Annotated in this window: 20 protein-coding genes; 9 read left to right on the forward strand and 11 right to left on the reverse strand. The window is 62.8% G+C overall.

Features of this window, described 5'->3' with window-relative positions:
* Positions 1–103 precede the first annotated feature (103 nt).
* Together ACI7M0_RS16170 and ACI7M0_RS16175 are read left to right on the forward strand one after the other, a co-directional pair.
* A complete protein-coding gene (locus ACI7M0_RS16170; protein ID WP_129931952.1) occupies positions 104–694 on the forward strand; it encodes a biliverdin-producing heme oxygenase in 591 nt (196 codons plus the stop codon).
* 199 nt (positions 695–893) lie between these two features.
* On the forward strand, positions 894–1268 hold the full coding sequence (locus ACI7M0_RS16175; protein WP_104887417.1) for a hypothetical protein: 375 nt from the start codon (positions 894–896) through the stop codon (positions 1266–1268).
* 29 nt (positions 1269–1297) lie between these two features.
* Here ACI7M0_RS16175 and ACI7M0_RS16180 read toward each other — a convergent pair whose 3' ends face one another.
* On the reverse strand, positions 1298–1453 hold the full coding sequence (locus ACI7M0_RS16180; RefSeq protein WP_064493526.1) for a DUF2986 domain-containing protein: 156 nt from the start codon (positions 1451–1453) through the stop codon (positions 1298–1300).
* A 211-nt stretch (positions 1454–1664) separates the two neighbouring features.
* On the opposite strand from ACI7M0_RS16180, the gene ACI7M0_RS16185 reads away from it, so the two are divergent.
* Complete coding sequence (locus ACI7M0_RS16185; RefSeq protein WP_129931951.1) at positions 1665–3419, forward strand: phosphoethanolamine transferase CptA; 1755 nt, start codon at positions 1665–1667, stop codon at positions 3417–3419.
* A 10-nt stretch (positions 3420–3429) separates the two neighbouring features.
* Here ACI7M0_RS16185 and ACI7M0_RS16190 read toward each other — a convergent pair whose 3' ends face one another.
* The 4 genes from ACI7M0_RS16190 to ACI7M0_RS16205 are packed head-to-tail and all read right to left on the reverse strand — an operon-like array spanning position 3430 to position 6834.
* Positions 3430–3960 carry a membrane integrity-associated transporter subunit PqiC gene (locus tag ACI7M0_RS16190; protein ID WP_129931950.1) on the reverse strand — a complete coding sequence of 177 codons (531 nt, stop codon included), beginning with the start codon at positions 3958–3960 and terminating at the stop codon, positions 3430–3432.
* Between the two features lie 11 nt (positions 3961–3971).
* Positions 3972–5612 carry an intermembrane transport protein PqiB gene (locus ACI7M0_RS16195; protein WP_020190922.1) on the reverse strand — a complete coding sequence of 547 codons (1641 nt, stop codon included), beginning with the start codon at positions 5610–5612 and terminating at the stop codon, positions 3972–3974.
* Positions 5612–6241 carry a paraquat-inducible protein A gene (locus ACI7M0_RS16200; protein WP_129931949.1) on the reverse strand — a complete coding sequence of 210 codons (630 nt, stop codon included), beginning with the start codon at positions 6239–6241 and terminating at the stop codon, positions 5612–5614. The genes ACI7M0_RS16195 and ACI7M0_RS16200 overlap by 1 nt, the downstream gene beginning before the upstream one ends.
* Positions 6238–6834, reverse strand: coding sequence for a paraquat-inducible protein A (locus ACI7M0_RS16205; RefSeq protein WP_104962018.1), 597 nt, complete (start codon positions 6832–6834; stop codon positions 6238–6240). The genes ACI7M0_RS16200 and ACI7M0_RS16205 overlap by 4 nt, the downstream gene beginning before the upstream one ends.
* Positions 6835–6984: 150 nt before the next feature.
* On the opposite strand from ACI7M0_RS16205, the gene ACI7M0_RS16210 reads away from it, so the two are divergent.
* Complete coding sequence (locus tag ACI7M0_RS16210; protein WP_014591473.1) at positions 6985–7458, forward strand: YMGG-like glycine zipper-containing protein; 474 nt, start codon at positions 6985–6987, stop codon at positions 7456–7458.
* A 45-nt stretch (positions 7459–7503) separates the two neighbouring features.
* On the opposite strand, the gene ACI7M0_RS16215 is transcribed toward ACI7M0_RS16210, so the two are convergent.
* Positions 7504–8415, reverse strand: coding sequence for a LysR family transcriptional regulator (locus ACI7M0_RS16215; protein ID WP_064493533.1), 912 nt, complete (start codon positions 8413–8415; stop codon positions 7504–7506).
* A gap of 277 nt (positions 8416–8692) precedes the next feature.
* On the opposite strand from ACI7M0_RS16215, the gene ACI7M0_RS16220 reads away from it, so the two are divergent.
* Positions 8693–9079, forward strand: a complete 387-nt coding sequence (locus ACI7M0_RS16220; protein ID WP_003250815.1) for a VOC family protein — start codon at positions 8693–8695, stop codon at positions 9077–9079.
* Between the two features lie 41 nt (positions 9080–9120).
* The gene (locus ACI7M0_RS16225) at positions 9121–9690 is read left to right on the forward strand and encodes a hypothetical protein (protein WP_129931948.1); all 570 of its coding nucleotides are present in this window, start codon (positions 9121–9123) and stop codon (positions 9688–9690) included.
* Between the two features lie 170 nt (positions 9691–9860).
* Here ACI7M0_RS16225 and ACI7M0_RS16230 read toward each other — a convergent pair whose 3' ends face one another.
* The 3 genes from ACI7M0_RS16230 to ACI7M0_RS16240 all read right to left on the reverse strand — a co-directional run bounded on the left by ACI7M0_RS16230 (position 9861) and on the right by ACI7M0_RS16240 (position 13220).
* The gene (locus tag ACI7M0_RS16230; RefSeq protein ID WP_129931947.1) at positions 9861–11537 is read right to left on the reverse strand and encodes an MFS transporter; all 1677 of its coding nucleotides are present in this window, start codon (positions 11535–11537) and stop codon (positions 9861–9863) included.
* 261 nt (positions 11538–11798) lie between these two features.
* The gene (locus ACI7M0_RS16235) at positions 11799–12218 is read right to left on the reverse strand and encodes a VOC family protein (RefSeq protein WP_003250810.1); all 420 of its coding nucleotides are present in this window, start codon (positions 12216–12218) and stop codon (positions 11799–11801) included.
* Positions 12219–12293: 75 nt separating this feature from the next.
* Positions 12294–13220, reverse strand: coding sequence for an alpha/beta fold hydrolase (locus tag ACI7M0_RS16240; protein WP_010953494.1), 927 nt, complete (start codon positions 13218–13220; stop codon positions 12294–12296).
* 182 nt (positions 13221–13402) lie between these two features.
* On the opposite strand from ACI7M0_RS16240, the gene ACI7M0_RS16245 reads away from it, so the two are divergent.
* Complete coding sequence (locus ACI7M0_RS16245) at positions 13403–18292, forward strand: NEL-type E3 ubiquitin ligase domain-containing protein (RefSeq protein ID WP_371920354.1); 4890 nt, start codon at positions 13403–13405, stop codon at positions 18290–18292.
* 6 nt (positions 18293–18298) lie between these two features.
* Here the strand turns inward: ACI7M0_RS16245 and ACI7M0_RS16250 are convergent, their stop codons facing one another.
* Positions 18299–20803 (reverse strand): UvrD-helicase domain-containing protein, encoded by a 2505-nt coding sequence (locus ACI7M0_RS16250; RefSeq protein WP_129931946.1) that lies wholly within the window; start codon positions 20801–20803, stop codon positions 18299–18301.
* A gap of 185 nt (positions 20804–20988) precedes the next feature.
* Here ACI7M0_RS16250 and ACI7M0_RS16255 point away from each other — a divergent pair, with 185 nt between their 5' ends.
* Entirely contained in the window at positions 20989–21687 is a 699-nt protein-coding gene (locus ACI7M0_RS16255) for a pirin family protein (protein WP_010953491.1), read from the forward strand.
* Positions 21688–21901: 214 nt separating this feature from the next.
* Entirely contained in the window at positions 21902–24673 is a 2772-nt protein-coding gene (locus ACI7M0_RS16260) for an amino acid adenylation domain-containing protein (protein WP_129931945.1), read from the forward strand.
* Between the two features lie 26 nt (positions 24674–24699).
* Here the strand turns inward: ACI7M0_RS16260 and ACI7M0_RS16265 are convergent, their stop codons facing one another.
* The gene (locus ACI7M0_RS16265; RefSeq protein WP_020190308.1) at positions 24700–25185 is read right to left on the reverse strand and encodes an isochorismatase family protein; all 486 of its coding nucleotides are present in this window, start codon (positions 25183–25185) and stop codon (positions 24700–24702) included.
* Positions 25186–25440: the final 255 nt, after the last annotated feature.

Raw genomic sequence — 25440 nt, forward strand, 5'->3', positions numbered from 1 at the left:
ACTCCATCATTGCGAACTCGGTCAGGTCGAGTGAGTGACGCTTGCTGCCTGCCAAGGAGGGCAAGCATCATGGGGACCTTGCTCTATTGCCACGGATACGCCGATGACCGCTGTAACTTTCCCCTTCACCGAACCCAGCCGCTGCAAACGCCTGAAAGCGGCCAGCAGCAGGGATCATGACAGCGTCGATCAACTGGTAATGGCAGCGCGGCCTTTCGAGAACCGCGAGCGTTATGGGCGCTTCCTGCAGGTGCAGCACCGCTTTCATGGCAGCCTGTTGGCGTTGTATCAGGATGAACAGCTCAACCAGCAACTGCCGGGGCTGGAGGCGCTGTCACGGTTCGCGGCAGTCGAGGCAGACCTGCGCGACCTCGGCCTGCCGCTGCCAACGCCCACCCAACCGGTCCGTGTCAGCTCGGCCCAGGCCCTGGGATGGCTGTATTGCAGTGAAGGTTCGAACCTGGGGGCGGCGTTTCTCTACAAGCACACGCAACGTCTTGGGCTGGAGGGTGACAAGGGGGCCCGCCACCTGGCCCCTCACCCGGATGGCCGAGCGCTGCATTGGCGCGCATTTGTTGCCAGGCTGGACAGCCTGGTGCTGGGGGAGCAAGAGGAAGCAGAGGTGGTAGCGGGGGCGATTGCAGCGTTCGACAGTTATCGGGTGCATCTGCGTGAGGTATTTGCAGGCAGTTGACCGAGCGCAATGGCACCTTTAGCGGGTGCTGCACAGCACCCACCGCCACGGCGATTTTCTACAAGTTGTTGCTGTAGCGAACTTTTTCTTGATTCCCTGTCTATGTGTGAGGCACAGAAAGGTAGCGGAACGCGAGACAAGGTTCGCCCCACACCTGCTGGCCAGATGGCTCATTCGTTATCAGAGGTTGGCTACGCTCATGAAAATACATGTCGCAAGGTTGGTGCTGCTCGGCCTGTTCTCGCTCGCGGCGATGGGCACGGCATCGGCAACGCAGATGAAAGCCGCCGAACCCGTTTTACCGGCTGTCCAGTCACCGTTGAAGCCAGCCGGCAACCCTTGGTCGAGCGTGGCCAGCGTGGCCGTTGAACAGCCGGCCACGCTCCTGGCGCATGATGACGATCGCTGGCACGACCACCGAAGCGACTGGCGCCGCGAACAGTGGCGGCGTGAACAAGCCCGCCGGGACTGGGAGCGGCGGCGCGACTGGGAACGGCGCCGTGATTGGGAGCGCCGCCATGAGCGCGCCATGCGCCAGCGTCATCATGACGCGCATTATTACTACCGCCGTTGAAGCCCATGCGATCGGTGTAGGGGGCGGTGTCAGTCAGCCAGCTGGGAACTCTCGCTCACCGCCTCTGCCTCCATCTTCAAGCGGTCCGCCTTGCAAATGTACTTGGGCTTGCGTGGCGCCAGTTTGGCACTGGCCTTTTTGGCATGCGCCTGCAATAGCTGCTTGATCTTCTTACGACGGTTCATGGTCTAGGGGCCTGTCAGTACGTTTTCGCTGCCGCCATCATACCCCGGCGGCGAGGGGAAAACGCGGTGAACGGCCCAGCGTATGCCTGCTACGGCCATGCAGGTCGCAGGATTAAACGCGTTTACGTTATTTTCACAGTCCGCAGATTAGCGTCACGCCCTTTCCGGCCACGCGCACAACCGCTGGCCGCCAAGGTACGACGAGGCATACGTGTCACACACTACATCCCCCGCCGCGCACAAGCGCGTGGACTGGGCCGGCCTCGGCTGGCTCTTGCTGTTCTTCTGGTATTTCTCCGGTGTAACCCAAGCGTTGCTGCTGTTCAGCGGGACGACCGGCTTCGCCGGTTTTCGCGATGCGTTGTTCCTCAGCAGCCTGTGGCTGGCGCCCGTCCTGTTGCTGCCGCGCTTCACTCGCGCCACCGCGGCAATCATCGGTCTGGTGCTGTGGGCGGCTTCGCTGGTGGGCCTGAGCTACTTCGGCATCTATCGCCAGGAATTTTCACAAAGCGTCATCTTTGTGATGTTCGAGTCCAACACCGCCGAGGCTGGTGAGTACTTCAGCCAATACTTCAGCGTGGGGCTGGGCCTGGCACTGGTGCTGTACACGCTGGTTGCGGTCCTGCTGTGGCGGCGCGTGCGCCCGGTCAGCCTGCCACTGCGCAGTCGCCTGCCGGTGGTCGTGCTATTGCTGGTGGCCAACCTGGTCGTGCCGTTCTACAAGCAGATGGTCACCCAGGAGCGCAACTTCGCCGATGCGCTCGAAAAAGTGCAGCAGCGAATGGAACCGGCCGTCCCTTGGCAGTTGCTGGTCGGTTACCGACAGTACCGCCAGCAACTGGACAACATGCAGAAACTGCTGGCCCAGAATGCCGCACTGCCACCGCTGCAAAACCTGCGCGACAGCAGTGGTACAGCGCCACGCACCCTGGTATTGGTGCTCGGCGAGTCGACCACCCGCGAGCACATGCACCTGTATGGCTATGACCGCGACACCACGCCCAACCTCGACGCGCTGACCGCCAGCGATACGGGCCTGACCGTGTTCCGCGACGTGGTATCGCCGCGCCCGTACACCATCGAAGTGATGCAGCAGATCCTCACGTTCGGCGACGAGCAGAACCCGGACCGTTTCCTCAGCGCCCCGTCGCTGATCAACCTGCTGAAACAGGCAGGTTACAAGACCTTCTGGATCACCAACCAGCAGACCTTGACCAAGCGCAACACCATGCTCACCACCTTCTCGCAGCAAACAGACGCGCCGGTGTACCTGAACAACCAGCGCAACCAGAATGCCCGCCAGTACGATGACGTGGTGCTGGCGCCGTTCGAGAAAGCCCTGCAAGACCCTGCGCCCAACAAGTTCATCATCGTGCACCTGCTGGGCACGCACATGGACTACCGCTACCGCTACCCGGATGACTATGCGCACTTCAACGACAAGCAAGGTGTGCCAGCCAAGCTGACGGCGGACCAGGTAGAAACCTACAACTTCTATGACAACGCGGTGCGCTACAACGACTATGTGGTGTCGACCCTGATCAAGCGTTATGCGGCAGGCAACCCCAACGGGTTCCTGATGTACCTGTCCGATCATGGTGAAGACGTGTACAGCTCCGGTGACCACGACCGCCTGGGGCGCAATGAAGGCGCACCGACCCGGCCGATGTACACCATCCCGTTCCTGCTGTGGACCTCGCCTAGCTGGCAGGCCGAACACCCGCGTGACTTGCAGGCAATGGCCAACCGCCCCTACAGCAGTTCGCATCTGATCCATACCCTGTCAGACCTGGCCGGATTGAGCTACGACCGCTATGAACCGGCCAAGAGCCTGGTGAGTCCACAGTTCGTGGCAGCACCACGCTGGATCGGCGATCCGTACCGCAAGGATGGCTTGCGCGAGTTCGATCAGCTGCCGCAGGACAAGGCCGACGGGGCACAGGAAACAGCCAGCACCCGGCAGTAATAAGGCCGGTTCATGCCCGGCAGCTACCCTGCCGGGCACTCCCCCGCACCGCCTCGGCCAACTTGCGCAGGTTGGCCTGGTGCGCATTCACCAGGCTGGTGATGCTGTTGTCCGCAGCAGTCTGCACGGACGTACGGCAGGTCAGCTCGGCCTGCCCTTGCTGCTTCAGGCGCCACACGGCCTCCAGCGACGCGTAGCGCCCTGGTACCGTGTCGAAGCGTTGCACATCCACCCGCAGCGACGCCTTGCCACCGCCCGCCGGGCCGCCCAACAGGTCCTGCAGGGCGCTGCGGAATTCATCCACCAGGTTGGCGCCCCACCACTCCGTCTCCAGAATGGCCAGGCCGCTCTGCCCTTGCCGCACCACCAACTGTGGGCGATCGACCTGGGGCGGCACAGCCACCCTGACCACCTGGATGCGTTGGCCGCTGTCACGTACCGGGTCGCTCGGTACCAACGTGTGGTAGTTGTTCGGCGTACTGCTGCAGCCCCCGAGCCACACCAGCAGGCTGGCCACACATGCATTGCGCAGTCGTTGCATCGGCTGTCTCCTCAGGGTTCAAGGTCTGCGGACCCGGCCGCTTTCGGTCGGCCACGAATCAGCGACTCGGGGTGGCGGCCCAGGTAATCGGCAAGATCACGTAGCGAACGCGACATGCGCTCCAGCTCGTCCAGCGTTTCACCCATTCGCTCGCGCTGCGGCGAATCTTCGGAAATGGCCGAGTTGGCCGTGCGCAGGGTCTTGTGCACCTCGTCCAGCGCCACTTTCACCTCCGGCAGCGTCTGGCCATTGAACTGCTTGAGGCTGGCGCGCAGTTCACGCAGGCTGCCGTCCAGGTTACCGGCGATGCTTTCCAGCGGCAGCTTGGCAATGCGCTCCACCACCCGCTGCAGCTGTTCCTGCAACTGCTCGAGGCTGCCGGGCAGCGTCGGGATCATGATGGGGTCGGCAGCCATGTCGAAGGCCACCTTGGGGGCATCGGGGTAAAAGTCCAGCGAAATGAACATCTGCCCGGTGATCAGGTTGCCGCTACGCGCCTGGGCCCGCAGCCCATGTTCGACAAAGGTGCCAATCAGTTTCCGCGCCCCTTGCATATCGCCCTCGGTGTGCTTGAACACCGCCAGCATCTTGCGGTGCACCGGCCCTAGCCGCTGCGGGTAGATCACCGCATCGACCACTACCGGGAAGCTCTGCCGCGTAGCATCGTAATCGAGCTGGATCGAGGTGACCCGGCCAAACTCCACACCCTTGAACTCCACTGGCGCGCCCACCGACAGGCCGCGCATGGCCTGGTCGAAGCGCAACTGCAGGTACTGCGCCTGGCCATGCGGAGGCGACAGCGCCATGTCGCGGTCGGCGAATAGCTGGAAGCGGGCCTGGTCGGCAGCAGGCTCGGCTTGCGCCGCAAAATCGGGCGAGCCGAAGGCCAGCCCGCCCACCAGAATCGACGACAGCGATTCGGTATCGACCTTCAGGCCATTGGCACCGATCTGCATGTCGATGCCACTGGCATTCCAGAAGCGCGTGTCAGCAGTGACGAACGTGTCGTAGGGCGCCTGCACGAACACGCCAATCTCTACCCCCTTGCCATCGTCCTGGAGGGCAAAGGACACCACCTCACCCACCGGGATCTTGCGGTAGTAGATCGAAGAGCCGATATCCAGCGAGCCGAGGTCGCTGGCGACAAGAACAAAGCGCTTGCCCTTTTCGTCATAGGTGATCGGCGGTGGCAGCTCCAGCCCGACAAAAGACTTTTCCGGCACCTTCGACTCGCCGGAATCAGCCCCGATGAAACTGCCCGAAAGCAGCGTGTCCACCCCGGAAACCCCGCCCACGCCGATGCGCGGTCGCACCACCCAGAAGCGCGCCCCCCGGGTAGCGAATGAACGGGCATCGTTGGAGAGCTGAACCTTGGCCACCACGCTCTTCTTGTCGTCGGCCAAGTCCACCGTGGTCACTTCGCCAATCACCACACTGCGGTATTTTACCTGGGTCTTGTGCGCCACCAATCCCTCCCCGCTGTGGAAAGAAATGGTAATCACCGGCCCTTGCTGCATCCAGTTGCGCACCACCAGCGAAGCGCCGATGAGGATCGCCAGGATCGGCACGATCCATACCAGCGACACACTCCAACGTCGGGTGCGCACTTCAACCTGCCCAGGGCCCTCGCGCTTGTCAGTCTGTTGCCCCATCAATGCGGCCTCCCCTCGTTGGCATGGCTATCCCAGATCAGGCGTGGATCAAAGCTCATCGCAGAGAACATGGTCAGCACTACCACCATGCCAAAGAACAGAATGCCCACACGCGGTTCGATGGTGCCCAGCCCGCGCAGTTGCACCAGCGCAGCCACCAGCGCCACTACCATCACATCGAGCATGGACCAGTAGCCGATCAGCTCGACGAAGCGGTACAACTGCGAACGCTGCCGGCAGGCCCAGGAAGAACCACGCTGGGCAGTGAACAGCAGCAGGCCAAGGGAGAAGAACTTGATGGCGGGCACACCCACGCTGGCAATGAAGATGATCAGCGCGATGTCCCAGGCCCCGGCTTCCCAGAACTCCAGCACGCCACCGCCAATGGTGCTTTCTGTACCACTGCCGAGCATTTCGGTGTGCATCACCGGCAGCAGGTTGGCGGGGATGTAGAAAACCAGGGCTGCCAGCAGAAACGCCCAGCCACGGCTGATGGCATTGGACTTGCGTCGGTGAATGACGGCGCCGCAACGGTTGCAGGTGTGCGCGCCACTGCGCGTGTCGCATGCCTGGCCACAGCCATGGCACAGACACAAGCCAAGGTCGTGCGCCTTGACCGGGGCAGTCATACCTGTTCCCACAAGTCGCGGATGTCCTTGCCGGCAATGTGGATGATCAACATGCTCAATGCGGCCAGGGCCAGCAGGCCGATACCGGGGATCACATCGAGCAGCCCCGCCAGTTTGATCACTGCCACCATTGCCCCCAGCAGACACACCTCCAGCATGCTCCAGGGCCGCAGGCTTTCCAGGCCACGCATGCACAGGGCAAAGCCGGGGGCACGCTGGCCGGCAAGGGCAAAACCCAACACCCAGCACAACAGGGCAATTTGCAGCAGCGGCGCAAAAATGATCGACAGCGCCATGACCAGAGCGATGAAGGTGATACTGCCGTGACTGAGAATCTGCACGGCGTCCCACAATGTGGCCGAGTGGGTCAGCCCCTGCATGCCGATGGTCATCACCGGGTAATAGTTGGCGAACACCAGCAGGACACCGCCAGTCACACTCAGTGCCAGCCGCTGCTCGATAGTCAGTGACCTGTGCCGGTACAGCACGCCGCCACAGCACGGGCAAAGGGCACGTTGATGTTTGAGCAGCGGTGCACGGTGGTACACCGTGTCGCAATACTCGCAGATGATCACATCTTGCGTCTGGCTCATGGTTTGCCCACAGGTAGCCTTGGATCAGGCCAAGAGGCTAATCGGAACGGCGTCTGATATCCGGTGTAGACCATCTGGGCAAAACTTCCATCACGACATCAAAGGCGAACTATCCTGTGAGGCGGGCTTTCCGCCCGGTGGAGGTGTGCCATGCGTACGTTCACGTGGAGTTACCTGTTGATGCTGCTGTGCGCAGCATCGGCCGCCCAGGCGCAGTCGGTGGTGCCGCTCAAGGGCCAGAGCAGCCAGCAGATGCAACTGGATATCAACGATTGCAATACCGTAGCCACCAATGCCGCAAACGGCACAGCGACGTCCAGCGACCCACATGTCGGTGGCCGGGTTCGCGGTGCAGCTGCGGGTGCCGCCGCCGGTGCTGTAGGCGCGCAGGTGCGCGGCAACCAGCATGACGAGTTGTATGACCGGGTGGGTGACGATGCCAAGCAGCAATACCGGCAGAACCGTGCCGGCGAAGTGGCCGCCGCCGGGGCCGCGGTCGGTGGCATGCGCCAGCGTCAGGACCGGCGCCAGGACCGGCGCGGCCAGGACGAGGCCAAAACCCAGGCCCATGCCAGTGCCTACAGCGGTTGCCTGCAAGGGCGCGGCTATCAGGTCAACCCCTGAGCAATCGCCACGCCATGCTCCTCCTGCCGGGGTGGCATGGCGTGCTCAGTTCAGGAACTTCGCCAGCTCTTCCCGACAAAACTCCACGAACAACTGCGCCGGCTTGGTCAGCTGGACTCGCTTCAACCACGCCGCAGCCAGCCCCGACAGCGCCACCGGCTCGGCAATGTCGAGCATCACCAGGCGCTGGCCGTCATAGGTGTATTCCGAGTGCGGACGGGTTACCAGCAACGAAAAACCGAAACCCTGACCGACCATGCCGCGCACCATCTCTATCGACGGCGAACTGAAGACGATGTTCGGTGCCAAGCCCATCTCATTGAACAAGCTGACGAAGTAGGTGCGGCTAGGGGCCACGTCCAGCAGGATCATCGGCTCGGGGCACAGGTCGCGCAGCGAGACCTGGGCCTGGCCGGCAAAGCGGTGGTTCTCGGGTAGCAGCACATAGGGCTTCTGCGGCGGCATCAGCGGCTCGGCCTCGATGGTGCCATCCAGGTCGTGGTCATAGAGAAATGCCAGGTCGAATGTTCCGGCGGTCAGGCCCTGGATCAGGTCCTGCTGCTCACCGTCGCGCAGGCGAATGTCCACACCCGGGTAGCGCTGGCGAAAGCCGGCGATCAGGCGCGGCAGGTACAGTGGCGCCACGGTTTCGAAACAGCCAATGTCGATTTGCCCGGCGACGGTATCGTTGTCGGCCAGGGCGTTCTGTTCGAACTCATGGGCCATCTGCAGCAGCGACTTGGTCTTGGCGTAGAAGCGTTTGCCGCTGGGCGTCAATGACACACCCTGGGCGTGGTGGCGGATGAACAGCTGCACACCGAAACTTTCCTCCAGGCTCTTGATGGCCGTGGAGATGGACGGCTGGGCGATGTACAGCTGGCGTGACGCTTCGGCCACACTGCCCGCTTCCACGGTGGTGACGAAGTACTTCAGTTGTCGCAAGGTATAGGCAGCCACAGGGTACCTCTCTGACGCGAGTCTGGGCAGGCTGGGATCATGCCTCACACTTTACCCTTGGCTGCCGCTCTGCGGGCGCTGAGCGCTGAAGGATTTACCTATGCCTTGAGCAGGTTTTTTGTAGGGTCTGCCAGTACATCGGCTCACAGGCCTGCGCAAACCGGCGCCGCACCACGCTTGCGCCTGTAACGGGCCCCCGTGGCACTGCAGCCACTGGTCAAAAACGCCCGAACGTCTTTACTGATAGTCATCGGCCCCAGGTAAACGGTGTGTGCTTATGAAGATCGTGGTCACCAGCATCCTCGTCGACGACCAGGCCAAGGCCCTGGCTTTCTACCACTACGTACTCGGTTTCGAGCCCAGGCACGACATCCCCATGGGCAGGCACCGCTGGTTGACCCTGACTTCGCCCAACGACCCCAATGGCGTCGAACTGCTGCTGGAACCCGACGCGCACCCGGCGGCCAAGGTGTACAAGGCCGCGCTCAAGCAGGATGGCATCCCCGCCACCTCGTTCGGCGTGCGTGACATCCAGGCCGAATACACCCGGCTATGTGCGGCCGGTGTGCAGTTCATCCGGCCACCAACCCCAATGGGGCCGGTTACCGTGGCGGTGTTCGATGACACGTGCGGCAACCTGATCCAGATTGCCCAGAAGCACTAGCCGCTTGCCCTTAACCCAATGCGCACCCACAAGGAAAACAGATGCGCCACGAATTCAGCGAAGTGCTCAACGACCTGGTCGACTACTTTCTGCTTGGCGATATCCAGTTGCTCGAACGCTTCAAGCAAGACCAGCAACTGCCCGACGACCTGGCCCATGCGTTCACCCACGGTGACAGCGGCGACCAGGCTGTGCGCGAAGGCATCGTACTGCCGCTGGCCGGTGTCGACAACCTGCCCTACCGCATCCTCTTCACCCTCGATAACCACACACCGGCCCTGCGCGAGGCCGGCAGCCGCCTGAAGCACCGGCGCAATGGCTATGTACTGCGGGTCGAGCACGGTGCGCTGATGCTGTACACCTGGCGCATCCTGCAGCACTTCACGCCCAAGACCCTGGGTGACCTGATGGCGCGTTACCGGCTGCCTGGGCGGCCGATCATCGAGCTGGACAATGGCTGGTACGACGTGGAGGTGCTGGCGGGGGCACTGGTGCGCGACGGGTTGTACGAGCCAGCGTTCGAGTTCGTGCTGAAGAAGCGCTGGAGCCGGGGTGAGGCGACAGCTGTGGATACCGGGTATGCATTCGGGCTTCGTGGCTACTTCGACTGATTGATCGCCTGTGCCGGCCTCTTCGCGGGTGAACCCGCTCCTACGGGGGCCGCAGGGGGGCAGAGATTGTTGGGGCTGCTTTGCAGCCCTTCGCGGGTGAACCCGCTCCTACACGGTACCTGTAGGAGCGGGTTCACCCGCGAAGAGGCCGGCACAGGCAAACTCGACCTTCAGGTGTGAGTGATATCCCGATCCTTGGTCTCCGGCAGGAAGAAGATCCCCAGCACCGCCGTCATCACGGCAATCACGATCGGGTACCACAAGCCGTAATAGATATCCCCGGTCGCTGCCACCATGGCAAACGCCACGGTCGGCAGGAAGCCGCCGAACCAGCCATTCCCGATGTGGTAAGGCAGCGACATCGAGGTGTAGCGGATGCGCGCCGGGAACAGCTCCACCAGCCAGGCGGCAATCGGCCCGTAGACCATGGTCACGTAGATCACCAGAATGGTCAGCAGCAACAGCACCATCGGGTAGTGGATTTTCGCCGGGTCGGCCTTTTCCGGGTAGCCCGCCTCTTTCAATGCACCACTCAGGGTTGCGGTAAACGCTTCGCTTTGCACCTTGAAGTCCGCCGCCGCCAGGCTGCTGCCATCAAAGCTCGGCAATACCCGTTCGCCAATGCGGATCTGTGCCACGCTGCCGGGCTCCGCCGCTTCGTTGGTATACGGGATGGCGCGCTTGGCCAGCAGGCTCTTGGCAATGTCGCAGGAGCTGGTGAATTTGGCCTTGCCCACCGGGTCGAACTGGAATGCACATTGGCCCGGGTCGGCCACCACCACCACCGGGTTCTGCTCCTGGGCAACGAATACATCCGGGTTGCCATACTCGGTCAGTGCCTTGAAGATCGGGAAGTAGGTCAGCGCAGCGATGATGCAGCCGGCCATGATGATCTTCTTGCGGCCAATCCGGTCGGACAGGCTGCCGAAGAAAATGAAGAATGGTGTGCCGATCAACAATGAACCGGCAATCAGCAGGTTGGCGGTCTGCGGCTCGACCTTGAGCGTCTGCAACAGGAAGAACAACGCGTAGAACTGCCCGGTGTACCACACCACGGCCTGGCCGGCGGTGCCGCCGAGCAGCGACATGATCACCACCTTGAGGTTGTCCCAGCGGGCGAACGATTCGGTCAGGGGCGCCTTGGATGCCTTGCCCTCGGCCTTCATCTTCATGAACACTGGCGACTCGTTCAGCTGCAGGCGGATGTACACCGAAATCGCCAGCAGCAGAATCGACAGCAGGAACGGTATCCGCCAGCCCCAGGCCTCGAACGCCTCCGTCCCCATGGCGGTGCGACAGGCCATGATCACCAGCAGCGACAGGAACAGCCCCAGGGTGGCAGTCGTCTGGATCCAGGCAGTGAAAAAGCCGCGGCGGCCCTTGGGCGCATGCTCGGCCACGTAGGTGGCCGCGCCGCCGTACTCACCGCCCAGCGCCAGCCCCTGCAGCAAGCGCAGGGTGATCAGGATGATCGGCGCGGCCACGCCGATCGTGGCGTAGCCCGGTAGCAGGCCCACCACTGCGGTGGACAGGCCCATGATGACAATGGTGATGAGGAAGGTGTACTTGCGCCCGATCATGTCGCCCAGGCGACCGAACACGATGGCGCCGAACGGTCGGACGGCAAATCCGGCGGCAAAGGCCAGCAAGGCAAAGATGAACGAGGTGGTTTCATTGACGCCAGCGAAGAAGTGCCTGGCGATAATAGCGGCGAGTGAGCCGTACAGGTAGAAGTCGTACCACTCGAATACCGTGCCCAGGGACGAGGCGAAGATGACCTTGCGCTCCTCCTTGGTGATACCGCGTTGGGGCGCGCTGCCCGTGGATGTGCTGTCGAGAACCGCCATGGGTTGCCTCCGTCATGTTGTCATGCAGGCCGGAGCACCTCACAACCACTTCACCGTCGCACCCAGGCCCTGGCGCTTGCTTTGGTTGCGCGAAGCACGACGAGGCTGGCCGCCTCGGATCGCAGCAAGGTTCATGAAGCATAATCGGGATTGGCTGGATATCCACCCGCCGGGCCCTGCACGAGAGGGCGGCCTGGACGACACGCAGCACCGGGGTGCCGGGCGATAGCGGGTTGGCTGACGATTTTGGCGGGGGCGGTTTCACCCGCCAGGCACTACCGGCCCCTTCAACTCGACCTGATTACCATCCGGGTCGTAGCAGTACAGCGAAAGCCCCTCGCCTTCGGCACCATACCGCTTCTCGGCAGGCTCCACCTTTACCCCGGCGGCTTCCAGATAGGCCGTCAACGCGGCCTCGTCGAACGGCTCGATGCGCAGGCAGAAATGGTGCAGGTTACGCCCTTCCACGCCCGGTGCCGCTCCGCCTGGCTGCCCCAGTGGGCCATCCAGGGTCACCAGGTCGATCATCGCCGTGCCCGTGGCCAAGTGCACCATGCCCAGGTCCTCGCGCACGCGGCTGACGGTGCAGCCAAGCAGTTCGGTGTAAAAGGCAACACTGCGCGGCAGGTCGCTGACCCGCAACACCAGGTGGTCGATGTGCTTGATGGTGAAAGGCCGCATGCCGGGCTCCCTGTGGCGTGTTTGCGAATAGGTTCGCCACCATAGCGCAGGTTCACGCGGCGTGACCAGAATCAGCTACTCGTTCACCAAGCGTTGCAGTACGCCCCCTTCATGGCGCGTCAGGATACGCAGCAATTGGTCGACCAGCGCCCGGTCCGGCGCATCCAGGTGGAAGTGGTGCCCGCCTGGGTGCCAGGAGACTTTCGCCTGGCTGGGCAAGGCGGCCTGACGCCGGGTAAAGGCCTCGCCGGTGAAGGCCCCCTGGCGGCCGAACAGCAGGTACAACGGGCAGCGGATCTGGCTGAGCAGGTCGCAGGCTTCGCGCTCGGTCAGTGGCATGGGTTCGGGCAATACCAGCCGCGGGTCGTGGCGCCAGCAATAGCCATCGTCCAGCTGTAGCAGGTCGCGCAGCGCCAGCAGCCGAGCGGCACCTTCCGACAGTTCGGTGTCCAGCCGCTCGCGGCGTTGCGCCAGGGCGTTGTCCAGGTCGTCGAAGCGACCAACATCCGGCTCGGCAAAACCCGGCAACTGGCTGCGCTGTACCATGCGCTTGAGCCGGTAGGCCCGCGCCAGGTGCTGCACGCGATCATCTTCGGCCACCGTGAACGGTGCGCCCATGCCGTCGAGGAAGGTCATGCTGGCAATGCCACTGGTCATCGCCGCCAGCAGCGACGCTATACCGGTGCCCATCCCATGGGCCAGCACATGAAATTGCGCCAGGCCCAGGCTGTCGGTCACCGCCAGCATGTCTTCGGCATGCTCCCACAGGTAATAGCCGCTGTCGTGGCGACGATGGCCAGAACGGCCATGGCCGATCAGGTCGGGGGCCACCACGAAGCAGCCGTCCAGCATCGGTGCCAGGCGCTCGAACGAGGCAGCGTTATCCAGCCAGCCATGCAAGGCCAATATGGGGATACCGTCTTCTGCCCCCCAGGTGCGAACCGCTATTTCAACGCCATCGAGGTCTAGCAGGTGGTCTTTCGGACTGCACAGCGAACGCATTGCAATTCTCCTTGGCTGAAGCCTGCACCATGACCTGCCTCACCCTCTCGCAGATCCTCCCTCGCTGCCAGCCCGCCACCGACCCGCGCATGCGCAGGACCGACCGCAGCCAACAACTATCTACCGCACCCCGGCGCCTTGATCAGCGTGGACTATCTCCCCCCACAAAAGAGATGGTGACCATGACAACCCCGACACCGTTGCATCAAAGCCAGATAACCCGATCGTTACCGAAATGGAGCAAGGCGCTCCAACCCACGCATACACGCAAAGTGGTGCAGAGCCTGTACAAGGAATATCTCGATGAAGATGGCAGCCCTTACGCGTGGTATGCCACTGCCGATGAGCCAACGCGTGAGCAGTTGCACAACGCATTGCAAACCCGTAACAAACGGCTGGCGCAAGTCAAACAGGCGCTGGGCGAGTTCAAGGACATCATCGCGTTCTGCGGCCCGCTGTTGACCGAGCGGTTGAAGCTGAATGTGCCTGTAGACAGGGCGCAGTATGTCTTCCAGCCCTTTGAGTCAGAGGCCAACATCTGGGTCGGCGTTCCCGATGTGGAAACGCCTTTGGTCCCGGACGTGGAAGCGGATGTGCTGGCTACTCGCCCGGTCGGCCAGCCGCAAACACGCAGCTTGCTGGAGGCTGCCCTGCACAACTTCGAGGGGCTGGACGAAGTCGGCCCCTACAGCAGGCTCACCAACGCCCTAGGCAGCGACACGCCCCCGGCAGGCCTGACGATGGCGGACTTCGTCAGGCATTGTCGGGCGCTGGACCTTGGCAAACGTTATCAAGACCATCTGCTTGCAACCCATGAAGGCGCCAATCGCGCTGAAATCCAGCGCCTGTCGATTGCAGCGAACCGTGAGGCCTTGAGGGTGCAGGCATTGATCGCCAAGCTCAAAGGCCTGCTGAGCGAGGCCGGGCTCGATGCGCTTGGGCAACTGTGCGACGGCAAGTCTCACCCCACCTATGAAAACGAGGCGTTGCATTGCTGGCACTTCAACTTGTTCGATATCCCCGTCCACGAAATACTGTTCATCGGGCCAGACAACCCTTACCGCACGAACCCCTGCATTGTGTATGTCCCTGGCGACAGCGAGCACCCGGTAAGGGAGTTCGCTTCTCGTCAGGAGGCGGGCAAGCACCTGCGCAGCCGGCTATTGCAAAGCGAGTTTCGCCGCGCCTTGGTGCATTTCGCCTACAAGGACAGGCAAAAAGAACTTGCCGTAAAGCTGGAAATTGCGCTGTTCGAAGAGGATGAAGCGGGCGTACGCAAACCCCGAATCATGCCAGTGATCCCTTTCACGCTCTCGCCAATCCGAACCGACCCTTGGACGAACCTATACAACGCACACCTTGCGCGCATGAAGGCCGACGCAAAAACCATTGCTGTGCCTACCGCCGAAGTCGACGCCAACGCCCGCAATGAGCGTCTGAAGTACTGGTTCGACCTGGGGATGAACGTGCTGAATGTCGCCGCGTTCTTCGTGCCGGGGTTGAACACGGTCATGCTAGGCGTTTTTGCTTACGACCTGATGAGCTCTGTTTTCACCGGGTTCGAGGCCTGGGAAGAAGGTGATACCCGGCAGGCACTGGCGCAGCTGGAATCATTGGCCATCAACGCGGGCGTGATTGCCGGCTTTGCAGTGGGCACAAGGATCGTCCAGGCGTCTGGCTTTGTCGATGCACTGAAAAGTGTATGGCATGAAGACAAGGAAGTGCTTTGGCATCCCGACATGAAACCCTATGCGAGCACGGCGGCTATTCCTGAGGGGGCTCAACCCGATTTGCTCGGCCATGTGCACGTCGACGGGAAGACCTACCTGAAGTTGGATGGGACCCTGTACGAGGTGTTTCAGGGCGCTGATCAGCAATGGCGCGTGCGCCACCCCGAGGATGCGCAGGCCTATGCCCCACGCTTGCTGCATCATGGTAACGCCCGCTGGCAACTGGCCCATGAACAGCCTCTGGAATGGGACCGTGAACAGCTTGCGCGCCGCCTCGGCAGCCATAGCGCAGGCCTGGACGACAGCGAACTGGACCATGCCATGCGCACTACCGGTACCGATCCAGACGTGCTGCGCCGTGCCCAGGCAGCGGGCCTGCGTCCACCCGCTTTGTTGATCGACACGCTGCAGCGGTTGCAACTGGACAATCAGACACAACAGATCATCAACTGCGTACGCCATGGGTTGCCGCTGGCTGCGTACAAGAACTTTGCCTTGCCTGAGTTGCTGCGCCTGCCGGGGTGGCCCGAGGGACGCGTGCTGAAGGTTTACCAAGGGCCAGAACCCTGGGGCGAATCGGTGCGCTACGGCCCCCCTCACACGCTGGGCCAGACAGAAATCGAAATTACCCGTACCGACCTGGACAATGGCCAGTTGAGCCAGACCGTGCTGGATCAGATGGATGAAGAAGCCATTGAGCAGTTGCTCGGTGACACACCCACTGAGCACCGATCGTCCGCACTGAACAACAAGCTCGCGCAACACCTGGAACAGCATCGCGAGGCGCTGTTCGAGAGCCTGCAACAACGACGCCGTCCCACACACCCACCCACTGCACAAACCCTCGCCCGGCAGTTTCCCGGGCTGCCGGACAGTGCGCTTGAAGAATTGCTTGCCAACCTTAGCAACGCCGAACGGGAACGCCTGGCAAACGGACGGGTGCCGCTTCGCGTTGCCGAGGAAGCACGTCTTCTGCAAGCTCGAGCGCGGCTTGACCGCGCCCTCCTCGGCCTGTTCAGGCCCAGCCTGGCCAACGACGACAGTCTACGCATCAAGCAGGCGCTGCAAGCCGCGCACCCGCAGGCTGAACCGGCCCGGTTGCTGCAACTTGCCCTTGGTGATCGCCAGCACTGCGCCTCACTGCTTGGCCAACAGCCCATCAACCCCAGGTTCCGCTCCCCTTTGCGATTGGCCAACGGCCAGCTGGGCTATCCCCTGAGCGGCCGAGGCCTGCAGGGACGCGCCTTGCCGGCTGCGCGTCGACTCCGGGCGCTCTACCCCGAACTCAGCAGCGAGCAAATCACCGGGCTACAAGCCGAACTGGCTCGAGGAGGCGACCTGGGTAGCGCGATCAACCAGCTGGAGGTCGAGCAGCGTACTCTCAACCGAGATCTCAACCGTTGGGTAAGCACCGCCCGCACCCTTGAAGAGCGCTTTGATCGCCAGCAATGCACCGAGCGACTGATGAGCGCTTCCCGCCGTGAAGGTGGCGCGCAAGCCGAAACACTGGTACTGGACCGTATGCAGCTCGAAGCGCTACCCGCTTTCACTGCACGCATGCCGCATATCCGCAATCTCAGGCTCGAGGGGCTGCAGATGCGGCGCCTGGAAGGCAGCTTCCTGGCAAACTTTCCTAACCTGGAAACCCTGGAAATCGTCGGCAACCCGGACATCGATGCCGAGACATTGTTCGAGGCGCTCAGGTCGGCACCGCGGCTACGCGAGCTGGGCCTGACCGACAATGGCCTGACCACCCTTTCACCCACCGCCCAACAGGCCATCGGAGCAATGCCCGGCTTGCGACTCCTGTGGCTCAGCCGCAACCGGCTGCAACTCGACACCACCAGTTTGGGCTTCCTGACGCGCTTGCCCCTGGATGCCCTCGGCCTGGCTCACAATCAAATCACCCTCAACGAAAGCCTTGCCGCCCAGTTTCAGGACATGATCCACCCCGCACTACTGCATTTGTCAGGCAACCCACTGCAACTGGCACCCGACCTGCGCTTCATGGCCCGTCTTGTCCACCTGGAGCTTGAGCGTTGCGAACTGCAGCAGTGGCCCGACAGCCTGACCATTCTGATGAGCCAGCCCCAGTACCAACTGCGCTATCTGAACCTTTCGTCCAACCGCATTCGTACCCTGCCAGACTTGCCTGGTGTGCTGCGTACCCCGTTTGCCCGCGATGTCGCCGCGCACTTGCCGGAGCGCCGTTGGCTGTTCAACTACAACACCCTGGAAGCCCAGACACGTGCACGCCTGGGCAGCAGCGGCGTCAACGTCTTCGAGCACGCAGAAGACGTGCCACTGTGGCAAGGCGTTTTCCGTGGCGAGGCGAGCAATGCCGAGGAGCAGCTGTGGAGCGACCTGTTCGACCAAGGTGAGAACGCAGCGCTGCTGGGCGTACTCGAACGTCTTGCCCAGTCGGCAGAAGCGCAGCGTGATGGCGAGGCCCTGAGGGCGCGCGTCTGGAAGCTGCTGGATGACGCTGCCCACGACACCGTGCTGCGTGAGCGCCTTGCCACCGTGGCCGGCGACTTCCCGCCAACCTGTGGCGACGCGGGTGCCGACGCGTTCAGTGCCTTGGAGATAGAAGTGCTGGCCCACGAAGCCGCAGCCGTCGCCGGCAGTCGACCAGCTGATCTACTGAGCCTGTATGGCAAGTTGTATCGACGCAGTCAGGTCAATCAACTGGCCGATCGCATCAGCTGGAGAAGGTCCTTGCGCAAACAGGCGCTGCTCGACGGGGCCTTCGATGAAAACCTCCCCCCCTACGATGAGCTGGACGACCCCTCAGCCTTTCCGGACAGCGAACTTCAAACGGGGCTGGTGGACGATGTGGAGGTACGTTTGGCCTTGCGCCAGTCGTTGGCCAGCGCGCTGGACTACCCCGAGCCGAGCCGAGGCATGCTGTACCGCAATACGGCCAGAATCAACGACACAATCATCGAAATGGTGAAAGCTGCGGTCCTTTCCCTGGACAGGGATGCCATCGCTCGGGAGCAATGGTTGACCCAGCAGCCGGGCTGGGTCGAGTACTTGAAACGAGAGCATGCGGCCCAGTTCAGCCTGATCACCGACTTTTGGCGGCCAGGCCTTGATTACCTCTATTACTGCCTGGATGAAACCGCCGAGCCGGTGACATCCCTGGACAGCTCGGTGCGACGAGCCTTGGCCAGGGTCATGCCTGAAAGCCCGGTGGATGCTGACGGCAGGCTACGTCGCGTGGTGCTCAACGAGCAGCAGTATCGCCAGGGCGTTGACGCGCTGACTGCCGAGCAGCAGCAGGTTGAAACCGGTCTGCTGACCAGCCTCACCCGCCAGACGCAAACAATCGGCCGCTGACCCCACTCACTGCCCGCGCAGGTCTTCGAAGAAGGCCTGCTTGCCGTCCACCTGGCTGGACGCCCGTGGGGCCGCTGCGGCGTCACCATTGGCGGCCTCCACGTGCCAATAGCAGTGCTGTACTGCACGGGTCACCGCCACGTAGGCCAAGCGCTGCACTTCTTCCTTCTGTGCCGTATCGAATGGTTGGGCATCACCTGCCTTGCCCAGCCCGGCCTGGCGGTATACCTGGTTCTTGTAGGGTGAGCTGGTCAGGTACTGGCAGTCACCCAGCATGAATACCGCATCGGCCTGCAAACCCTTGGCACTGTGATAGGTCAGCTGGCGCAGCCGGCGCTGTTCGGCCGGTAGCGCCGCCTCGACGTGCAGCACGCTTTGCAGGTGCTCGTTCATCAACGCCCGGTCACTGCCCTTGCGGTACAGCATCATGACCGTCTCACCCCGCTGGTAGTGCTCGACAAGCGTTTCGCCCAACGCAGCCTCGTCACGGTCGAACACCTTGACCGGCGAGCCGGGCAACTCGGCCGCCGGGCCACTGGCGCGGGCTTTCTTGCCGGAAATCGCCGGGGTGCCCTTGACCAGGTGCTCGGCCGCATCGATCACCTGTTGCTGGCAGCGGTAGTTGTCGACCAGCATCACCCGCGTGTTGGCCGGCGACGGGAACGCCTTGGTGAACTCCATGAAATACTTGGGCGAACTGCCACGCCAGCCGTAGATCGATTGCCAGTCGTCACCCACGCACAGCAACGACGAATGCTGGGCATGGCGCCCGGTGTGCATGGCCGGGCCGCGGCGCCGTATTTCAGCGAGGCTGGCACGCAACCAGCTGACGATCTGCGGCGACACGTCCTGGAACTCGTCGATCATCAGGTGCGCCAGCGGCCGCAGCAACGGATCGGGCAGCAGGCGCAGGTTTTCCGGGTTGTTCTCGCCAAACAGGGCGAACATGCGGTTGTAGCTCATCACCGGCGGCGACTGGTCCAGCAGGTGCGCTTCCAGGGCCTTCCAGTACAGCGCCAGGGCCTCGAAGAACAGTGCATCGCTATCGCCGGACGGGAAGCTCATCGCCGCCACCGCATTGTTCACCTCCAACCCAAGGTTTTCGATGAAATTGGCGGCACTGACGAACGCATCCAGCAGCGGCGCCGGGGCCAGTTCGCCCTTGACCTTGTACTCGAAGCCAGGACCGGCCACGGCATCGCCCGCCAACGATGCCGCCAGGCGCCTGGCCATGGCGTAGTTGTCGAGCCAGATCAGCGGCCTGTCGCAGAACGCCTGCAACAGTGTGCGCTTGACCGCCCACTCGGCACGCACGGTCAGCTTGGCGCCGGGGCGCTGGTATTGCGCGCTTTGTGCGGGGTCGAAGCCCAGCACCACCAAAGGCCCCTGGCCTTCCAGGCGGCCGTGCACATGGAAGCGGCTGCCACGGATGTCGACCGTTTCGCGGCAGGGCTCGATACCCTTGATCGGCCAGACGCCGGCGGCAAACCACAGGTCCTCGATCACGTCGCACAGTTCTTCGTCGCGCTGGGCGGCCAATTGGGTCACCTGTGCGCGCTTCTGCACATCGGGGTTGTTCGGGTCCAGCGGTTTCAGTTGCAAGGCTTCGCTGCGCAACTGGCCGACCAGCTCGGCAAAACGCGGGCTCTCGCCCAGCAAGCTGCTGTAGCACTGGTTCAGCTGCTGGCGCTGGGCATCGTTCAGGCGCAGGTCGAACGGGTTGCTGTCGGCCTCGGCCTCACGCCCCGCAGGCATCTCGTGGCCCAGTGTTTCAAATGCACGCACCTGGCCGAAGCCCGGCAGGCTGCGCACCAGCGGCAGGATGCGCGAATGGAACGTGCGCACCAGCTCGCGGGCCTGCACAGGCTGCAGGTTGATCTGCCACAGGGCGAACACCTGCAGCAGGCGCTTGATGAAGTCCTTGCGCGATTCGCGGGTGAAGGTGACCACGGTCATCGCATCCAGCTCGTAACCCAGGTAATGACGCAGCAGCAGGATGCGCAGCACCAGCGACGTGGACTTGCCTGCCCCGGCGCCTGCCACCACGCAGGTAGACGGGGTGTCACTGAAGATCAGCTTCCATTGCGCGGCGCTGGGCTGGGCTTCGGCGGGCAGACGCTGGGCGACATCGGCCTTGAAGCGCTTCTTCAACTCGGCCGTCAACGGCAGGCGCCAGTCGTCGAACAAGTTGTCATCCTGGCCTGGCACGGCGGCGCTGTCGGGGCGCGTATCGCGTATCACCAGCACCTGGCGCCCCGCTTCATAGCCCTCCACCCGACCACGCTCGAACCCTTCACGCACGCCATCGGCATGGCCAGTGCGCTGGCCTGTGGCGTGGCCGAGGAACCACGAGTCGCGGTGCTGGGCTTGCAGGCGGGTCAGGCCACGCCCCAGCAGGCGGGCGGCCAGGCGGCGAAACCAGGGCAACTGGGCAGGAGGGGTAAGGTCGGCGGGGGCCAGGGGTTGCTCGTGGGCCACGGTCACTCCGTTGAAATTCAAAACAGCAGGCATGTTCGCCGCATCGACGAAAAATCGCCAGCGAATGCTTGCAGATCAGTGGATTAGGCGATGAAGCGAATAAAACGCCGCAGAAAAAGCATCTATAAATCAGATTGTTTTAAGCCGATATTTACGCTTATTTTCGATGTTTCGATAGCGCATCATGGCGTCATTCCACTGATTCAAGGAGCACGACCATGCTGCAACTGCGACCCTTCGAAAGCCTCGGCCACGCCAACCATGGCTGGCTCGATGCCCACCACCATTTCTCGTTTGCCGAGTACTACGACCCGGCACGCATGCACTGGGGTAACCTGCGGGTTTGGAACGACGACCTGATCGCAGCCGGCAGCGGCTTCCCGCCGCACCCGCACCGCGACATGGAAATCATCACTTATGTGCGTGAAGGCGCGATCAGCCACCAGGACAGCCTGGGCAACAAGGGCCGTACCGAAGCCGGTGATGTTCAGGTCATGAGCGCCGGTACCGGCATCGTGCACAGCGAGTACAACCTGGAAGATATCGATACACGTATTTTCCAGATCTGGATCGTGCCGGAGCGCACCGGTGAAGCACCGCAGTGGGGTAGCCGGCCGTTCCCCAAAGGCGAGCGCGGTGAGGGCTTCGTGACCTTGGCCAGCGGCCGCGCGGGTGACGAGGACAGCCTGCAGATCCGTACCGATGCCCGCCTGGTGGCTGCCACCCTGCGAGCCGGTGAAACCGCCGAGTACCGCTTCGATGCCGAACGCCGGGGTTACCTGGTGCCGGCCAAGGGGCTGGTGGAGATCAACGGATTGCGGGCCAAGGCGCGCGATGGCGTGGCGATCGAGCAGGAAGCGGTGCTGCGGGTGACCGCCATCGAGGACAGCGAGATCGTGCTCGTGGATGTGGCCTGAAAACCAGGCCTGTGACAACCCATGTCGCAGCGCAAGGCGGCTCCCCTGGAACAACCGCTAACCCGTCGGTTTAGCAGTGTTTTGTGGGGGCTGGCTTGCTGCGCTGGAGCTCCCGGCTATCGCAAGCAGCGATCATGCATTGGCGCCATCAGCCAGCCTGCACTAGCGTTGTGCTACCAGCCAGCCCAACGTTCCTGCGGAGCACTCGATCATCATGCCGGACCTGCGCCCGAACCCGACGCTGTGCCTGGCGTACCGTGCCGAACAGCCCATCCACCACGCGTTCATCAAGCAGGCCAGCCGCTGCCCGGCGGCCATTGCCATCATTGGCCAGCACACAACCTGCAGCTACTCCCAACTGGAGCAGATCAGCGCGGGCATTGCCGCGTTTCTGGTTAAAAACGCCGCCAGCGGCACCGATCGTGTGGTCATCGTCACCCATCGCAGCGCCGCCCTGGTATACGCCATGCTCGGCTGCCTGCGTGCCGGCCTGGCCTTCACCGTGGCTGACGCCGCTTACCCGGCCGCGCGTATCGAGCAAATCGTCAGCACCCTGAAGCCTGCGGTGATACTGCGCTGCGCCGAGGCTACCGTCGACGTCGGCCAGCCCATGGTCGTCACGGTGCCTGAAGCCCCCGCTGAAGCGCTGCAGGCCTTCCCTCGCCAACCTGTCGCGCTGCCCACTGTCAGCCCTGAGCAGCCGGCCTACATCACCTTCACCTCGGGCAGCACCGGTGAGCCCAAGGGCATCGTTACCCACCACGCACCGCTGGTGCACTTCATCGACTGGCATGTGCGCCAGCACGGTTTTACCCAGGCCGACACCTTCTCGCTGCTTTCTGGCCTGGGCCACGACCCGGTATACCGCGACGTGTTCACACCACTGTCGCTGGGCGCGACCATTGCCTGCCCGGCCCAGTCGACCCTGACCGACCCCTCACGGCTGGCCGGCTGGCTTCACCAGCACGGTGTGAACGTGATCCACCTCACCCCGCCGCTGGGCAAGCTGATCGAAACTGGCGTACACCTGAACGGCCAGGTTCTCGACCACCTGCGCTACCTGTTCTGGGGTGGCGATGCACTCAGCCCGACGCAGTACCAGCAGGTCCGCGCCATCGCACCGAATGCCGTCAATGTGAACTTCTACGGCACCACCGAAACCCCACAGGCCATGGCTTTCCACACCCTCGACCCGGAAATGGACAATGCCCGGGTGCCCTTGGGAAAAGGCATTGCCGATGCACAGTTGCTGGTGGTCAACCCGGCCAACCAGCTGGTCAGCGAGGGCGAGACAGGCGAGATCCTGATCCGCAGCCCCTACCTGTCGCGGGGATACTGGGACGACCCGGGGCTGACCGAAGCCAAATTCATCGCCAACCCGTTCACCGCTGACACGGCCGACCGCTGTTACCGCACGGGTGACCTGGGCACCTATCTGGCCGATGGCAGCGCCCGTTTTCTGGGGCGCGCTGACAGCCAGGTGAAAATCCGGGGGCATCGCATCGAGCTGGCGGAAATCGAGAACGCCATCTGCCGTCTCCCGCAAATAGGGCAATGCGTGGTCCTGGCCAACCACGAGGGTGCATCGACCCGGCTGGTGGCTTATTGCGTCGCGCAGCAGGCCATCCGTGCTGACGAACTGCGCCAGGCCCTTAGCGGCCAGCTGCCTGACTACATGGTTCCGGCGCTGTTCGTGTTCCTTGATGCCCTGCCGCTCACCCCCAACGGCAAGGTCGACAAACGCGCGCTGCCTGCGGCATTTGACGACAGTATCAACCCACCGTTGTCACCCTTGGCCGAAAAGCTGAGTACAGCCTGGGCCCGCATCCTCCAGGTACCGCGCCTGGACGCCAGATTGAGCTTTGTCGAACTGGGCGGCGACTCGCTGTCGTTCGTGCAGGCCTCGCGTGTGCTGGAGGCGCTTATCGGTCACCTGCCTGAACGTTGGGAAACCCTGCCGGTGTGCCAGCTGGCCGAGCTGAGTGCGCCGCCCAAAGGCGCGTGGCGGGTAATGGAAATGCCGGTGTTCATCCGCATGCTCGCCATCATCCTGATTGTGGTCGGCCACCTGGGTGATTTCGACCACTGGCCGATACTCGGCGAAACCTCGGTGCTGTTCCTGGTCTCCGGCATCGCCCTGGCGCGCTTTCAGCTCAAGGCCATCGAAGCGCGTGGCGATGCACGCACGCTGCTCAGGCCACTGGCAGCCATCGTGGTACCAACACTGTTGTACAGCGCATTGATCCAGCTGGTATTCGCCCGGCTGCACTGGCAATCGCTGCTGCTGGTTTCCAACTGGTTCCCCGCCAGCGAGGTCAGCCTGTTCAACTATTGGTACATCGAAGTGTTGGTGCAGATGATCGTGATCATTGGCCTGGTGCTGTCGATCAGGCGCGTGCGCCAGGTGCTGATTGCCGACCCGTTTCGCTGGCTGATCATCGCTGCCTGTGCACTGGTGGCGCTGGATGTGCTCCTCAACCAGTTCGTATTCGACGCCAGCGCCCTGCTCAACCGGGTGCCCCAGCACTTCCTGGCGGTGATGGTACTGGGCATGGCCGTGCACCATGCCGACACGACCTCACGCAAATGGGTGGCCAGTGCAGTAGCCGTGCTGGTGGTTGGCGAGTTGGACCTGATGGCGCTTGCCGGTGTTGGCTGGCAAGCGTTTACACACTATGTCGACATCGCCCTGCCAGCGATGCTGGCACTTGTCTGGTTCCGCTCGGTGCCAGTACCCGCCCTGGTTGCACGGGCAGGTGCGGTGATCGCTTCGTCAACCTTGTATATCTACCTGACGCATTTCCAGTTCGAGTCGGTAGCGGAGCATGTTTTCAGGCACCCGCTGTTCGAGATAGCCCTGGCACTCGCTGGAGGGGTACTGGTGAGCTATTGCTGGAACACCCTGTTGCGTCTGCTGTTTACCCGCAGGCGCAAGCAGCATCAGGCGCGTGGGGCCGATCCAGCTGAACGCGCCACCTCTGCCTGAACGAAGATGACCCGCCAGCGCATGCACTACTCGCGTCCGGCCAGTTCAGCCAGCACCTCGGCCGAGGTGGTGACCTGGCGGAAGTGGTGCTTCCACAGGTCGGTACCCAGCTTGCCCGAGCGGTCCAGCGACGACCCTATTGTCATGTCTGTCACCAGCGTGGGCATCAGCCCTGCATCGAACAGGGCAAAGCCGGCGGCCAGCACGCAGGTTTCGGTCTGCAGCCCACACACCAGCACCCGCTCTACACCCAGTTGCCGGATGTACTCGATAGCTTCGGCACTTTGCCCATAGCCATGCTTGACGAACACCTGGTCGGCCTCGACCAGGCTCTCGTCCTCGGCCGCCGGGTGCCAGCCGAGCTGGCGTTCGAACGGCGTGACCTGTTCATCGTGCAACTCGACCGAGGCTATGGTGGGAATGTTCGCTGACAACCGCCGCAAACCATCGACCAGCCACTCGGGCGGGCTGAAGGTGGACTGAACATCGACGATGAGCAAAACCTGGCGCATGGGCGGATTCCGGCACGGGCAAAAGGCGCGGAGTATAACGCGAAGCAACTGCCGTGGTCGCTGGACAAGCCCGGGGCAACATTCGGCGACCCCTTGCGCGGGAAAAGGGGGCTGCTGATGGCGCCGGCGCTGATGCCCCAACCGATATGCAAAATGGCGCGGAGTGTGACGCGTGGCGCCAGGGCTTGATCATCGGTCGTAGGGCATTTTCCATCGACGCTACCCGCACCAGCCCGTAATGGCAGCCAAACCGGT

The organism is Pseudomonas sp. 10(2024) (assembly GCF_045164175.1).
In the GTDB taxonomy this organism is placed as follows: Bacteria; Pseudomonadota; Gammaproteobacteria; order Pseudomonadales; family Pseudomonadaceae; genus Aquipseudomonas; species Aquipseudomonas alloputida.

Bases quoted from the DNA above. Each gene is read 5' to 3' on its own strand.
- ACI7M0_RS16260 (WP_129931945.1), top strand. From the start codon at position 21,902: ATGCCGGACCTGCGCCCGAACCCGACGCTGTGCCTGGCGTACCGTGCC.
- ACI7M0_RS16175 (WP_104887417.1), top strand. From the start codon at position 894: ATGAAAATACATGTCGCAAGGTTGGTGCTGCTCGGCCTGTTCTCGCTC.
- ACI7M0_RS16225 (WP_129931948.1), top strand. From the start codon at position 9,121: ATGCGCCACGAATTCAGCGAAGTGCTCAACGACCTGGTCGACTACTTT.
- ACI7M0_RS16190 (WP_129931950.1), bottom strand. From the start codon at position 3,960: ATGCAACGACTGCGCAATGCATGTGTGGCCAGCCTGCTGGTGTGGCTC.
- ACI7M0_RS16180 (WP_064493526.1), bottom strand. From the start codon at position 1,453: ATGAACCGTCGTAAGAAGATCAAGCAGCTATTGCAGGCGCATGCCAAA.
- ACI7M0_RS16230 (WP_129931947.1), bottom strand. From the start codon at position 11,537: ATGGCGGTTCTCGACAGCACATCCACGGGCAGCGCGCCCCAACGCGGT.
- ACI7M0_RS16255 (WP_010953491.1), top strand. From the start codon at position 20,989: ATGCTGCAACTGCGACCCTTCGAAAGCCTCGGCCACGCCAACCATGGC.
- ACI7M0_RS16205 (WP_104962018.1), bottom strand. From the start codon at position 6,834: ATGAGCCAGACGCAAGATGTGATCATCTGCGAGTATTGCGACACGGTG.
- ACI7M0_RS16210 (WP_014591473.1), top strand. From the start codon at position 6,985: ATGCGTACGTTCACGTGGAGTTACCTGTTGATGCTGCTGTGCGCAGCA.
- ACI7M0_RS16220 (WP_003250815.1), top strand. From the start codon at position 8,693: ATGAAGATCGTGGTCACCAGCATCCTCGTCGACGACCAGGCCAAGGCC.
- ACI7M0_RS16200 (WP_129931949.1), bottom strand. From the start codon at position 6,241: ATGACTGCCCCGGTCAAGGCGCACGACCTTGGCTTGTGTCTGTGCCAT.
- ACI7M0_RS16245 (WP_371920354.1), top strand. From the start codon at position 13,403: ATGACAACCCCGACACCGTTGCATCAAAGCCAGATAACCCGATCGTTA.
- ACI7M0_RS16265 (WP_020190308.1), bottom strand. From the start codon at position 25,185: ATGCGCCAGGTTTTGCTCATCGTCGATGTTCAGTCCACCTTCAGCCCG.
- ACI7M0_RS16170 (WP_129931952.1), top strand. From the start codon at position 104: ATGACCGCTGTAACTTTCCCCTTCACCGAACCCAGCCGCTGCAAACGC.
- ACI7M0_RS16195 (WP_020190922.1), bottom strand. From the start codon at position 5,612: ATGGGGCAACAGACTGACAAGCGCGAGGGCCCTGGGCAGGTTGAAGTG.
- ACI7M0_RS16250 (WP_129931946.1), bottom strand. From the start codon at position 20,803: ATGCCTGCTGTTTTGAATTTCAACGGAGTGACCGTGGCCCACGAGCAA.
- ACI7M0_RS16240 (WP_010953494.1), bottom strand. From the start codon at position 13,220: ATGCGTTCGCTGTGCAGTCCGAAAGACCACCTGCTAGACCTCGATGGC.
- ACI7M0_RS16235 (WP_003250810.1), bottom strand. From the start codon at position 12,218: ATGCGGCCTTTCACCATCAAGCACATCGACCACCTGGTGTTGCGGGTC.